Source organism: Wenyingzhuangia heitensis (genome assembly GCF_011762155.1).
In the GTDB taxonomy this organism is placed as follows: domain Bacteria; phylum Bacteroidota; class Bacteroidia; order Flavobacteriales; family Flavobacteriaceae; genus Wenyingzhuangia; species Wenyingzhuangia heitensis.
Genome location: NZ_JAASQL010000001.1, coordinates 145,969 through 159,571 on the forward strand (window position 1 = coordinate 145,969; position 13,603 = coordinate 159,571).

A 13,603-nucleotide genomic window follows, 5' to 3' on the forward strand; every position below is an offset into this window, starting at 1 on the left:
CCCTTTCTCAAGATCTCTAAAAGAGTGTTTTTGAAAGAAGGCATCCTTTTCATACAAAAATTAACGTCTATTTACATGCATCCTTAACAACCTGTTTTTCTCTTTTACTACACTAGGATGTTTTTTGTGACTCCAAATTTTATCCCTAGCTGCATTAGAACTTTCCTTTAAATAAACTATTGGCAAAGGATATTCTTTCCCAATATGTACTTCACAAAAAGTTTGTTCCATAACAGACATTTTCCAAGGTTCGTGAATGTAAGCTTCAGGAATATTTTTTAATTCTGGCACCCATTTTTTTATAAACTTTCCTGCTGGATCATGTTCCTCAGAATTTTTAATAGGATTGTAAAGTCTAACCGTATTAATACCTGTTGTACCCGCTTGCATTTGAAACTGTGGATAATGAATTCCAGGTTCGTAATCTAAAAACTGTTTGGCCAAATGGTAGACTCCCTCTCTCCAATCTTGATCTAAATTAAACACCAAAAAAGAGACAACCATGGCACGCATTCTAAAATTAATCCACCCTGTTTGTTCCACTGCTCTCATACAAGCATCAACAATAGGATACCCTGTAGTCCCTGTTCGCCATGCTTTTATATAGGTTTCATTCTTGGTGTATAACAAAGATTCATATCCTTTGTTTACACACATTGTTTCGTAGTTACAAGCTCCCTCAAACTTTTGTATAAAATGACAATGCCAATGCAACCTGGTAAGCATTGCCGAAAAAGTGTTGCTATTCTTAGTGCCATTAGGATGTGTTCCTACATATTGAAAAACTTGTTTGATACTTATATTTCCCCAAGCTAAAAACGGAGATAGTCTACTGCAAGACATTCTGCTCTCTGTAGGTTTGGAAATATGTTTTTGATAGTTAAAACCTCTTTTATTTACAAAAGATTGTAAATACCGCCAAGCATTTTCTTCTCTTGCAGGTTGGTATTGCTTTCGGTATTCTTTTAATTGATTTGCTAGTTTTATAGATAAGTTAAAATGATGATTTGGAATTGTAATTACTCCTTTTGTGTATGTATTTTCAAGAATAGGTTGATGCATTTTTTGATGCCACAACCTATTCCAGTTATCCCTATTCTTAATACCACGGATAACTCCATCCTTTTGAAATTCTTGCCACACAATTCTATTTAATTTGCAAAAATCTACAATGGCTTTGTCTCGCATCCATGTTTTTTGAATACCACTTTCTTGGTAACTAAATAGATGTTCAATTTTGTACTGTGTGTTTAAAAACTGAAATACTTCTATAGCTTCTCCATAAAAGAAATCTACTTTTCTATCAAAGAGTGCTAATCTCTTGTTAAGTGATGCTATAGAATAATACGCAAATTGCAAATGCCTAAGACTAGTATCTGGATATTGAATGAGTAAAGGTTCAAATAAAAAAACAATAATATAAGGCAATTTACTTTGTTCCGCTTTGTACAAAGATGCATGATCTTGCAAACGTAAGTCACGTTTTAACCAAACAATATTAATAGATTTCCTACTCAAATCTTATACAGTTTTTCTAATATTCCTTTTATCAACGCTTGCTAATTTTGTTTCCTGTAATAGCTCTTTGCCTTGTACATTTAAATCTTGTAATTTCAGAACTTCTCTTTTTTAAATGTTTTTGACTAACACCGCTATGCACTCTTTTTCTCCAACGCTTAAAACTGTTTTCTTTTAATGTTGATCTCATCAATTTAATCACCTCTTTTTCTTGCAATCCAAACTGAAATAAAATAGCTTCAAAAGGAGTTCTATCTTCCCAAGCCATTTCTACAATTCTATCCAAAGCTCTTTCTGTAATTTTTTGTATTTCTTTCATGACTCTATTCTTTTTTTTGCCAAACCAAATCTGCACTCAAATAAAAACTTCCTAAAGAACTAAAAGAACATTGATTGGGAGCTATCATAGATAAAAACGTGTCTCCATTGTCTCTTTCATACAAGTGATACGCTTCTCCTACAATAGGTTCAAAATTAAATTTTGCAGTAAAAATTAAATGATTGTACTCATACTCCTTCATCATTTTATCATACTCCTCTTTAATTTCTAGATACCTTGTTTTCATTTTTTGATTTACTTTATGAATACTTTTATTTTTCCAAGCAACAGTATCATTGGGCGTAATAACAGGAGCTCCCACATTGGTTGCATAAGGTTTTAAAGCAGCATCGTACGTTTGATTTTCAGTATTAAAAACAACATTGTCTGGCTTTTTTGCTTTCATATATATTAGCTAATAACTATTTATAATAAAATTAAAAAAAGAAATTCTAGATGCATTAGTATCTGACCGAATGTGCTATTTTAGAATTAATTAAGATAATTTTAAACACAAAAAAGCTCAACTTATTTCTAAGTTGAGCTTTTTTGTGTTTACTCACCTTCTTAGACTAATACGGTGCATAAATAAATGAAACAACAGTAAAATCATATAATTCTATATAAGCAACATACATATATTCATTTTTTGCGCTGTATGGCATATAAATTATATTTTCTCTTCCTGCTCCCCATGGTTGACTAGCAACCATGTTACCATTATAGCTAAAAATATTTATATGACCTGAACTTGAATTGTAATACGCCAGAGTCTCATTACTGATAGGCTCATACATTCCATTTTCTTTTAATTCCCGTATAGTTACATTTATTTTATTATTGTGATAATCTACAATAACATTCGGCATTAACCTTTTTCTAATTATTATTCTTTTCTCAAAGACTAGATTTCTAAACTTAGCTCTAATATACCCTTCGCTTCTTTCAAAAGGATTAATATTAGTAACTACTGTAATACTTCTAGAGTTTGAATTTACAATACTCAAATTACTTGAAGCCTCCCACTCTATTTCTGATGCCTCAAAACAATTTCCAAAGTTATAAGTAGCCTCCCCTATAAAATATTCTGGCCCTGTTATTTCGTAAAGTTCCTCTTCTGCTTCTAATTGATTATAAACATTATCATTTTGAGCTATATCATCAAAAGTTAATTGTTCCGTTAACCAATTTACATTTTCTTCATTTAAAGAAACATGTTGCTCATTATCACTAGGTGCATAGTAAGCATCAAAAGGTATTTTACCAGCACAAGCAAGGTCTTCTCCACTTATATCTTCATCCAAAACTTCACTCTTTTGGTATGCTAAAGCACTTTTAGAGGGAATAAAACAATGGGTCGGATCAATCACATATTTACTTAAACTATGAAATACATAGGACAACGATTTTTTCTCAAAACCAGAATTGGGCGTATTAGATTCATTTGCTAGTACTACTTGCGCATTGAAATACCCTCCTGGAGCAACATCATAACTCCCTTTTCTTGACGGTCTAGATTTATAAGTTACTCTATTAGTCCACCATTTCCACCATAAAAATTTACCTCTAATCCCTCCTTCAAATATTAACGATTCTGATATTCCTGTTTTTTCATTAGTAACATGAAAAAAATTAGCTTTCATTTTATCTGCAACAATATTTGTTAAAAAACTACCTAAAGGACCAATAAAAAAATCTAAACTCGAAAGATGTGTTAAATCATCCTCTATTCCTAGATATTTAGCTTTAGAAACTCCATTTAAGCTTCCTTTTACACTACCGTTGATTAAGGCTACCCTTCTTAAACCTTCTGCTTTTGGAAAACCTAATGCATCTAGTTCATTTTGAAACCTTGTTCTAAAACCAACGGCTCCTCTTACATAAGAACTATTGTTGGTATAATGATTTACCAATAACTGTTTTGGGAAAGGTTTGTCCAGTTGTTCCGTAATAAATTCTTTTGCAGTTTCAACCCCCAAATCGTTAGCAAAATATTGAATTCCTTTTTGTACTCCAATAGGTATATTAGCTCCTTGGTGTGGACTATCAAAACTTACCCATAGTGCTGTTTTATGATCCCATTTTTCTGTATCTCCTGTTTCTGCTAGTTTTTTCTCCATATAAGCCAACGCATAACGAGACACCAAACCTCCCATACTTGGCCCTATAATGGTAAATTTATCTTCTGGTTGCATTCTCTTTTTTAATCTTCGTAACAAAGCAATAAACGTAAAAGCATTTCTTTGCAAATAGTCGCTACCCGCGACTACCTCTACTCCATCTTCTCTTCTTTTGTACCTTGGATGATTTACCAAAATAACATCATAACCTTGTTCTCTGTATTTTTGGACCATATCAACAGTATTATCTGTCTCTGGATTATTATCTGGATCGTAGCTCATTTGTTCATACAAGCTTTTTTCCAAACCATCTCTACCATCTACTTCCACAGATATTTTCCTGGAATCAGCGGCATCATAACCATCAATAATAATCATCGGTTTGTTTAAGATCTTGTCTTTATGAATCAGATCGTAATAAATTTTGTATTCATTTTTTCCTTCGTAGGGTCTACTTTCATCATAACCTTGATACAATAAATCTCCATCCAATACATTGTCCTCTTCACCATGATTTGCCCAAATAGGAATCTCTTCGGTTTCTAAATCTAAACTACCTGCAACCGTATCTGCTCTTTCCCCTGCTGTTGATAACTTCTCTACACTAAGTACTGCATAGGTAATTTTACTGGTGTCATCAGAAAATGTAATGGTAAATTTTAAACACTCAATCCCAGATTCGGAATAAGTAGTATTAAAATACTGTGTGCTCGCAATAAAATTGTCTATTAACGTAAAATTAGCTCCATTAGTAGTTAACAAAAGCTTTTTAATTCGTTTTCCTTGTTGGTACAAACTACAAGCTTCCTCCATTTTAAAAGAAAAACTACTCCCAACTACCTTGTGTACCAAAGGGGATACAATAGTAGTTTGTTTTTTAACAAAAGGGTTGAGTCCTGCTATGTTTCTAAAAACCTCTTCGTTTTCATCAAAAGCAACTTTGGCATTGGCTTCTGTGGTTCCAAAATCTGTCCGATGAAATTCGGTATTTATAAACCCTATGGGTACTATATGTTGATCGTAATTTTTATGATACAAACCTGTTTTTAAAGTTTCTAAACCCACAAAATCGTGATGATACGAAGCTCTATACAATTCTGACCATGCTTGTTTGTAATGTCTATAAGAAGAAGTATCTATTCTAACTCCTTGATTAAACTCTTGTATATTAGCAGCAGGAAAAACTCTATCAATTAGAATATCCGTGTCTATAGCTGTTTTATCTAAATACTGGAACATTCCATCCATTTGAGCGGTGTAATCATTCTCTTCTTGAGCTTGTGTCTTATATACAAACAAGCAAACGAGGATTGTAAAAATAATGTAGGTCTTTTTCATCTTATTTTAGTTTAAAAATTGACATAAGTTTCCCTAGTAAAGCAGTATATTATACTGCTTTACCTAAAAGATTTTTTTTTAGTATGTATTAATTGTTTTTTGTTAATGAGGTTTTAATTAAAAAGTTGTTTTGTCTTTAAACTCTTTTCTCAATCGAATTACATCGATATCGAATCTTCCTTCGGTAATTTCAATTATATCATTTGAGTCATCTCTATTTACGGCTTTAAAAGAAAATGTACCAGAATAAATTCTTTTCTCAGGATCATATTTAATGATTGTTATCGAACCTGAATCTCTATATGTCAGATATATTTTATTTTTTTCTCCCATTTTTCTTATAACTGCATGATGAACCTCCAGTTCAGAAAAATCACCTCTTGGAATACACCCCTCTTCAAAAAGATAAACTCCTTTCTCATTCATATTATATATATATATATATATTTCATCACCTCCACTATCTTTATAGTTTCCTCCTATTAAAGTTAGATTACCTTTACTATCTCCCTCTAAAGAGTTATGTAATAATTCTATTCCGCTAACAGGACTAGTTCCTGGAGTCCAAGAAGCTAGATTGTCCTTCGGCACCAGTAACTCTCCATCTATATAACAACCAAAAGTGTTGGCCCCTGTGGTGGTTATGGGTGGTAATTTTTCGTTTATAATATCTTTGGTACAGGCACATGCCGCTAATAAGAATATTCCTATCAATCCGTTTAAAAATTTTCTTGTTTTCATATTATTTTGTTTTTATTAAAAAGTTGTTTTGTCTTTAAATTCTTGACTTAGTTTATCTACGTCTATATCAAATCTTCCATCATTAATTTCAATAATATCATTGGGGTCATCTCTATTTACGGCCTTAAAAGAAAAAGTTCCTGAATAAATTCTTTTCTCGAAATCGTATTTGGTAATTTTTACTGAGCCTGAATTTTCAAACGAAAAATAAACTTTACTCTTTTCATCTCTCTTTCTTATTGTAGCATGGCTAAAATTAAACTCCGAAAAATTCCCCCTTGGAATGTTACCTTTTCTTAAACTGTATACATCTTTCTTTTCCATTTTATATAGATACTATCACCTCCATCATCGCTAAAATTTCCTGCACTAATTGTTAAACTATCTTCTACTTCACCCTTTTCTAATGTATGATATATTTGAATTCCGCTAATAAGACTAGTTCCTGGAGTCCAAGAAGCTAGATTATCCTTCGGCACCAATAACTATCCATCTATATAACAACCAAAAGTATTGGCTCCTGTGGTGGTTATGAGTGGTAGTTTTTCGTCTATAGTATCTTTGGTGCAGGCACATGCTGCTAGTAAGAATACTCCTATCAATCCGTTTAAAATTTTTCTTGTTTTCATATTAAATATTTAAAATTACCAAACATTAATTGTTAGTCCAATCCCAAGAAAAGGGTTTATTCCGTTATAATTCATTTTTACTTTGACTCCAATTTCAGAAATTTTGGATATTGCCATCAAATATGACACATTAGCATTTAAACCTAAAAATATATTTTTTGTGGGTTTATAATCATAACCCGTTCTACAAAAAACAAGAACCCAACCTTGACAACCTGAACTTACTTTTCTAAATTTTTGTTTCACAGAATACAGCATCGCCCCCCTAAAGACAGCATTATTTTTTGATTCTTTCCAAAAGTTTCTATCTGTTTTACGTAACTAAGTGTTATTGGATACAAATAGTCATTAGGATGTTTATTGCTATCTAAAAAGTTCATTGATTTGTAATCTATAGGAGTATTGTGGTCTTTGTAAGTAATAAAAGAAAATCCTAAAGCAATTCCTTGATTCCCCTTTAGCCAATATAAATTTCCGTCTAAATAGAAGCTTGCTGTTTCTTTAGGTAAATACCCAACTCCTAAGTTGTTTTTAAGCTTTATCTCTTGAGAAAAAATTAATTGAGTGGAAAAAACCATAAAAAACACAATTCTTTTCATAAGTACAAAGATTTTAACTTTACTCCAAACTTATAGGTTTTGCTATGTATGAATGTCCCAATATCTCCAAACCAAAGAATTCCGGACTTATTTACCTACAAAACCTTATCACTATTAATACTCTAAAACAAAAAGCATATTATTTTAGAGTCCTATTTCTTTTAAAATATTGAAAATAAGATTTTTACATACGAGTATTATGTTTTATTTTTTTGATAGGCAACAGGAGTACACCCCACTCGCTTTTTAAAGGTTGCGTAAAAGGTAGATTTGGAATTAAACCCCGCTTCTAGACCAATAGCCAAAACAGTATAATTTTGATATAGAGGATCTAGTAGCATTTTTTTAACCTCTTGAACTCTTAAATCATTGACATAGTCTGAAAAAGATTTTTCAGCACATTTGTTAATTAGCTGAGATAAGGTAGAAGTCCCCATACTTAACTCTTTTGCTAAACTTTCTAAAGAGAGGTTTGCATCTGTAAAACTTTTTTTTTCAAGAACATATTTCTCTACCGTATAGAACTTATCTACATCCTTTTGCGCAACCCTCTGGTATTTATCCATTGATTTTGAAACCTCTATAGATCTGGAACGAATGTTTCGAATTTGTTTTCGTTCTCGCACCAATTTTATTTGACTATATCCTTCGTAGCCCAGCCAATAAATCAATACAGTGGTTACAAGTTTTAATGGATGGTACGCATGCTTAAACTCATAATTATTGAATAAAGTTATCACTAACGCAATCGCCCACAACACATAATTTATGACTCCTAATGTTAGAATTTTTTTTAACCAACCCAAATCATCATAAACCAATACCTTTTGATAAGCTTTATGTTGGCTAACAAATACGTAAAAAGCGTACACAAAACCCGTACACGAAAACATCAAACTTAACAACTCCTCATAAACAGTATATTTTTTAAAAATCCAAGCTAAGCTTTCTACTTGTTCAGACTGATATTGGTGATAAACATAGATCCGAACACCAATTACCATTAAAAACACTAAATAGATACTTTTGGAAAACCAACTCTTAGCATTCCGTATTTCTAAATAATGAGTCAAAAAATCATAAAAGTAGACTCCTATTAAAAAGTGCCACGGATAATAAAAATAATGTATAAATCCATACTCTTTTAACAATGGCTTTACACCCCAAGTCTGAATATTACTTAAAGAAATCATCAAAACAAAAAGAAGTAAATACCGCAAACTTTTCTGTTGTTTCGCGTTTGAAAATAAAATAACAACACAAAATATCAGTCCTTGAAAAGCTCCAAGAACTAAAAAAAAATTAATACCGTTTTCAATAGAAGAATTCATTCAAAGCAATTTCATCTAAAATATAAAAACTTCTTGTTAAACTGATTACCTCTAATTATTAAGTTTATAACACAAAAAAACCGTCACTAATATTAGTAACGGTTTTTTGTGTTATTCTATAATCTTTAATTACACCAAAGGAAATCTTGTCATATCTTCTGGTTGTGCTACACCAATCATTTTTAAGATGGTTGGAGCAACATCACCTAACACACCATCTTTAATTTCTTTAAGATCTTTGTCAACTAAAATCATAGGAACTGGATTGGTGGTATGTGCTGTGTTTGGAGATCCATCAGGATTCATCATTACCTCACAGTTACCGTGATCTGCTATTACTAAGGTAGAATATCCGTTTTCTAAACCAGTTTCAATTACTTCTTTAGCACAAGCATCTACAGCCTCACAAGCTTTTATGGCAGCATCCATCATTCCGGTATGCCCAACCATGTCTCCATTCGCAAAGTTTAAACACACAAAGTCTGCTTCTCCTTTCTTTAAGTCTTCACACAAAGCATCTTTTAACTCAAATGCACTCATTTCTGGTTGCAAATCGTAGGTAGCTACTTTTGGTGAATTACGTAAAATTCTAGATTCTCCCTCAAAAGGTTCTTCTTGTCCACCAGAAAAGAAGAAAGTTACGTGAGGATATTTTTCTGTTTCTGCAATACGAATTTGTTTTTTACCTGCTTTAGATAAAACTTCTCCAATGGTATTTTTAATATTATCGTTGTTGTAAATCACGTTGATTCCCTTAAACGTTTCGTCGTATAAAGTAATAGTTGTGTAATACAAGTCTAATTTTTTAGTATCGTATTCAGGAAAATCGTTTTGAGACAACATATTTGTCAACTCTCTTCCTCTATCCGTTCTATAGTTAAAGAAAAGTACTACATCTCCTTCTTCAATTTTTGCTTTAGGAATTCCATCTGCATTGGTCATAATTACTGGCTTGATAAACTCATCAGTAACATCGTTCGCATAATTTTCTTTTAACGTTGCTACCGCATCTGTAGAAGGTGTCCCTTCTGCTTTTACCACAGCATCGTACGCTAATTTTACACGTTCCCAACGGTTATCTCTATCCATTGCATAGTAACGACCTGTCATAGAAGCTAACTCTCCAGTAGTAGCTGCCATATACTCCTCAATCTCGTTGATAAAATGAGCTCCAGATTTAGGATCTGTGTCTCTACCATCGGTAAACGCATGTAAAAACAAGTTTTCTACTTCATTTTCTTTAGCAACATCTAACAACCCTTTAATATGGTCTATGTGTGCGTGAATTCCACCGTTAGAAACCAATCCCAACAAGTGAACTTTTTTATTGTTTTCTTTTGCGTATTTATAAGTATCAACTAAAACTTTTTCTTGACCTAACGTTTTGTCTCTAACCGCCATGTTAATCTTAGTTAGGTTTTGGTATACAATTCTACCAGCTCCTAAATTCATATGTCCTACTTCAGAATTCCCCATTTGTCCATCTGGCAAACCAACATACTCACCATCGGTACGTAAAGTTGCGTTTGGATATTTGTTGTATAAAGAATCGATGTATGATGTGTTTGCATTAAAAACTGCAGATACTTTTGGATCTTGAGTTACACCCCATCCATCAAGGATCATTAAGATTACTTTTTTGTTCATTTTAGTTGAATTTTAATTCTATCTACAAATATAAGTAGATGAACTTATATAACGAGGTTAAATGACTATTAAACAATGAAAACCTTTTCGGTAATCTGCCTTGATATCTAATTGGATGGTAGTCTCTAAATCCGAGTTTAACACTACATTATTTTATCGTCTTAAACCATCCTAGTCATTATCATAAAATCATTGTTTTACAGAAAAACATATCATTCTTAAATTCTTTTTTGATTTTGATTAAGATTCTCCTAAATTGATGTCCGCAAAAACACCGTTTACCATGAAAATAAAATCATACAAACAATACAAAGACGACTATAAAGAAAGTATTAAAAACCCTGAAGTTTTTTGGGCAAATATTGCCAAAGAATTTACGTGGAGAAAAAAATGGGACAAAGTTGTTGAGGCTGATTTTAGCAAACCCGACGTAAAATGGTTTATTGGAGGAAAACTAAATATTACAGAAAACTGTTTAGATCGTCATTTGGAAAAAAACGGAAACAAAACGGCTATTATTTGGGAACCTAACAATCCCAAAGAAGAATCTAGATACATTACTTACAAGCAATTGTATCACAAAGTATCTGCGTTTGCCAATGTGTTAAAAAACAAAGGAATTTCTAAAGGAGATAGAGTTTGTTTGTACATGCCTATGATCCCAGAACTAGCCATTGCCATGTTGGCTTGTGCTAGAATTGGAGCGGTACACTCTATTGTGTTTGCAGGATTTTCTGCATCTGCATTGGCTAGTAGAATTAACGATTCTGAATGCAAGTTGCTAATTACCGCTAATGAAGTGTATAGAGGAACCAAACCCATCAACCTAAAAGCGGTTTGTGATGAGGCACTAGAAAACACTCCTGGTATAGAAAGCGTAATTGTATACAGAAGAACCGTAGAACCTACCGAAATGAAAGAAGGTAGAGATACGTTTTGGTTTGATGAATTGCAACAAATAGAAGACGATTATTGTCCGGCTGTAGATATGGACAGCGAAGATATGTTGTTTATTTTATATACTTCTGGCTCTACAGGAACTCCTAAAGGAATGGTTCACACTTGCGGTGGTTATATGGTGGGAAGCACCTATACATTCCAAAATGTATTTCAAGCTAAAAAAGACGATGTGTATTGGTGTACAGCAGACATTGGTTGGATTACGGGTCATTCTTACATTATTTATGGACCTTTAGCTAGCGGAGCAACTACGGTGATGTTTGAAGGTGTTCCCTCTTACCCAGATTACGGACGTTTTTGGGAAATTGTAGACAAGTTAAAGGTAACTCACTTTTACACAGCTCCAACAGCTATTAGAGCCTTGGCCAAACAACCTTTGCATTTGATAGAAAAGCACAAGTTGAACAGTTTAAAAGTATTGGGATCTGTAGGAGAACCTATTAACGAAGAGGCTTGGCATTGGTACAATGACAATATTGGAAAAGGAACCTGTCCTATTGTAGATACTTGGTGGCAAACAGAAACGGGAGCAATTATGATATCTGCCATGGCAGGGATTACTCCTTTACGACCTACTTTTGCGACACAACCTTTGCCTGGAGTACAACCTATTCTGCTAGATGAAAACGGAAAAGAAGTTACCGATTCTCCTGCCGAAGGAAGTTTAGCTATTAAAGGAGCTTGGCCAAGTATGGCACGTACTATTTACGGAAATCATCAGCGTTATAAGGAAACCTATTTTTCTGCTTTTCCTGGATATTATTTTTCTGGTGATGGGGCATACCGAGATGCCATGGGGAATTACAGAATTACGGGACGTATGGATGATGTAATTATTGTATCTGGACATAATTTAGGAACGGCTCCAATAGAAAACGTAATTAATGAACATGAAGATATTGTGGAATGTGCCATTGTAGGATTTCCGCATGATATTAAAGGAAATGCCTTGTATGCTTATGTAACCAAATACAATGATGTTACTACAGATGAAGATGTTTTACGCAAAGAAATTAATACACTAATTACCAAAACCATTGGTGCCATTGCTAAGTTGGATAAAATTCAGTTTGTAAGCGGATTACCCAAAACACGTTCTGGAAAAATTATGAGACGTATTCTAAGAAAAATTGCTTCTAACGATGCAGAAAACTTAGGTGATATTTCAACGCTATTAAATCCTGAAGTGGTCGAAGAAATAAAAGAAAATGTGCTTTTGTAAAAAACATTACAAATACAAAAAAGCAGTAACTGATGAGTTACTGCTTTTTTTATCCTAAAATTTTAGCTCTATTTATTTCTCTTTCAACTTCCAAGTTCTTACCCAATCTACACGCATAGTGTTAATGGCATCGTCTAACAATTCTTCTTTCTGAGGCAACCCTCCTACCCAATTAGAATCTTGAGTCCATAAATCCCAAATTAAAAACTGTTCTATAGTAAAGGGTTGTTTGGTGGTTATTTTACCTGATGGTTCTCCATCTAAATAAAATTGTACGTTGTAAGCATCCTTCCACCAAGCCCCCACTACATGGTAAGCTTCGTTCCAAGCAACACCTTTTAACGTGTTTCCTTCTGATAAATTTTTATTACTAGAGTTTCCTTTTGCTCTTTCTGTAACCCCATCTTTTACAATAAAGTATTGAGAATTCATTTGCCAAGGATACTCATCCAATGCAAAACTATTTGTTGGTTCTAAAGTGGGTTTAGAATTGTTTTCTATAATATCAATTTCATCTCTGTTTTCACTATTTCCATTGTTTAGCCAAAAAGTATTAAATGCTGATATATGAGCTGTTTTTATACTACACTCCGTATACATAGGAAATTTAATAGAAGTTTTAGATCGTACTCTAGAAGTTTTAAACCACTGATCTTCACTTTTAGTATCTAACGTTGCTTTGATCCATAGTTTACCATCGGTAACTCCAGAATTACTATTTAACATATTTACAGGAGTTCCTCCATAATTCCAATTTGTTTTGGTCCACTTGTTGGTGTTCCAATAATCAAATTCATCAGACAATGCATCTACTTTTTCCCACTCCATTCCTTCTGGAGTAGTATTGTTAAAAGACACAAATGTTGGATATTTAGCATCTGCCTTGGTCACATCAATTACGTTAGTAGCTTCTTCTTTTGGCTCCTCTTCTTCTATTGATTCGTCTTCTATTACCTCTTCTGAATCTACTGGAGGTACAAAATCTACAGAATCACTTCCGCAACTACCTGCCATTATAAATAAAGAAAACAACATTACTGATGCTCTTTGTAACAATTTAATTTTAAACATAATTCTCTAGTTTTTTGTGCAAGCTAAAATTAGAGTAAAACAAGTTTACTTATAATGACATATGTTGAATTCTACACAACAGAGTCATAGTCTAGAGAATATCTAGTT

At 32.9% G+C, this 13,603-nt stretch carries 13 protein-coding genes; 1 reads left to right on the forward strand and 12 read right to left on the reverse strand.

Going from position 1 to position 13,603, the window contains the following annotated elements:
* Positions 1-60: 60 nt before the first annotated feature.
* From FHR24_RS00670 to gpmI, 11 genes are all read right to left on the reverse strand, one after another.
* The gene (locus FHR24_RS00670) at positions 61-1,518 is read right to left on the reverse strand and encodes a cryptochrome/deoxyribodipyrimidine photo-lyase family protein (protein ID WP_167182390.1); all 1,458 of its coding nucleotides are present in this window, start codon (positions 1,516-1,518) and stop codon (positions 61-63) included.
* A gap of 31 nt (positions 1,519-1,549) precedes the next feature.
* On the reverse strand, positions 1,550-1,837 hold the full coding sequence (locus FHR24_RS00675) for a TIGR03643 family protein (protein WP_167182393.1): 288 nt from the start codon (positions 1,835-1,837) through the stop codon (positions 1,550-1,552).
* Between the two features lie 4 nt (positions 1,838-1,841).
* On the reverse strand, positions 1,842-2,243 hold the full coding sequence (locus tag FHR24_RS00680) for a DUF2452 domain-containing protein (protein ID WP_167182396.1): 402 nt from the start codon (positions 2,241-2,243) through the stop codon (positions 1,842-1,844).
* A gap of 166 nt (positions 2,244-2,409) precedes the next feature.
* Entirely contained in the window at positions 2,410-5,295 is a 2,886-nt protein-coding gene (locus FHR24_RS00685) for an esterase/lipase family protein (protein WP_167182399.1), read from the reverse strand.
* A 117-nt stretch (positions 5,296-5,412) separates the two neighbouring features.
* Complete coding sequence (locus FHR24_RS00690) at positions 5,413-6,036, reverse strand: hypothetical protein (protein ID WP_167182402.1); 624 nt, start codon at positions 6,034-6,036, stop codon at positions 5,413-5,415.
* Positions 6,037-6,051: 15 nt separating this feature from the next.
* Positions 6,052-6,360, reverse strand: a complete 309-nt coding sequence (locus FHR24_RS00695) for a hypothetical protein (protein ID WP_167182404.1) — start codon at positions 6,358-6,360, stop codon at positions 6,052-6,054.
* Positions 6,333-6,515: a hypothetical protein gene (locus FHR24_RS00700; protein ID WP_167182407.1), complete on the reverse strand. Its 183-nt coding sequence runs from the start codon at positions 6,513-6,515 to the stop codon at positions 6,333-6,335. Before FHR24_RS00700 ends, FHR24_RS00695 begins: the two co-directional genes overlap by 28 nt.
* A 6-nt stretch (positions 6,516-6,521) precedes the next feature.
* Entirely contained in the window at positions 6,522-6,665 is a 144-nt protein-coding gene (locus FHR24_RS00705) for a hypothetical protein (protein WP_167182410.1), read from the reverse strand.
* A 242-nt stretch (positions 6,666-6,907) separates the two neighbouring features.
* Complete coding sequence (locus tag FHR24_RS00710; protein WP_167182413.1) at positions 6,908-7,264, reverse strand: hypothetical protein; 357 nt, start codon at positions 7,262-7,264, stop codon at positions 6,908-6,910.
* A gap of 197 nt (positions 7,265-7,461) precedes the next feature.
* Entirely contained in the window at positions 7,462-8,484 is a 1,023-nt protein-coding gene (locus FHR24_RS00715; protein WP_167182416.1) for a helix-turn-helix domain-containing protein, read from the reverse strand.
* A gap of 240 nt (positions 8,485-8,724) precedes the next feature.
* Positions 8,725-10,242, reverse strand: a complete 1,518-nt coding sequence (gene gpmI, locus FHR24_RS00720) for a 2,3-bisphosphoglycerate-independent phosphoglycerate mutase (RefSeq protein ID WP_167182419.1) — start codon at positions 10,240-10,242, stop codon at positions 8,725-8,727.
* A 283-nt stretch (positions 10,243-10,525) separates the two neighbouring features.
* On the opposite strand from gpmI, the gene acs reads away from it, so the two are divergent.
* Positions 10,526-12,424 carry an acetate--CoA ligase gene (acs, locus tag FHR24_RS00725; protein WP_167182423.1) on the forward strand — a complete coding sequence of 633 codons (1,899 nt, stop codon included), beginning with the start codon at positions 10,526-10,528 and terminating at the stop codon, positions 12,422-12,424.
* Positions 12,425-12,496: 72 nt separating this feature from the next.
* Here acs and FHR24_RS00730 read toward each other — a convergent pair whose 3' ends face one another.
* The gene (locus FHR24_RS00730; protein ID WP_167182426.1) at positions 12,497-13,495 is read right to left on the reverse strand and encodes a LamG domain-containing protein; all 999 of its coding nucleotides are present in this window, start codon (positions 13,493-13,495) and stop codon (positions 12,497-12,499) included.
* Positions 13,496-13,603 lie beyond the last annotated feature (108 nt).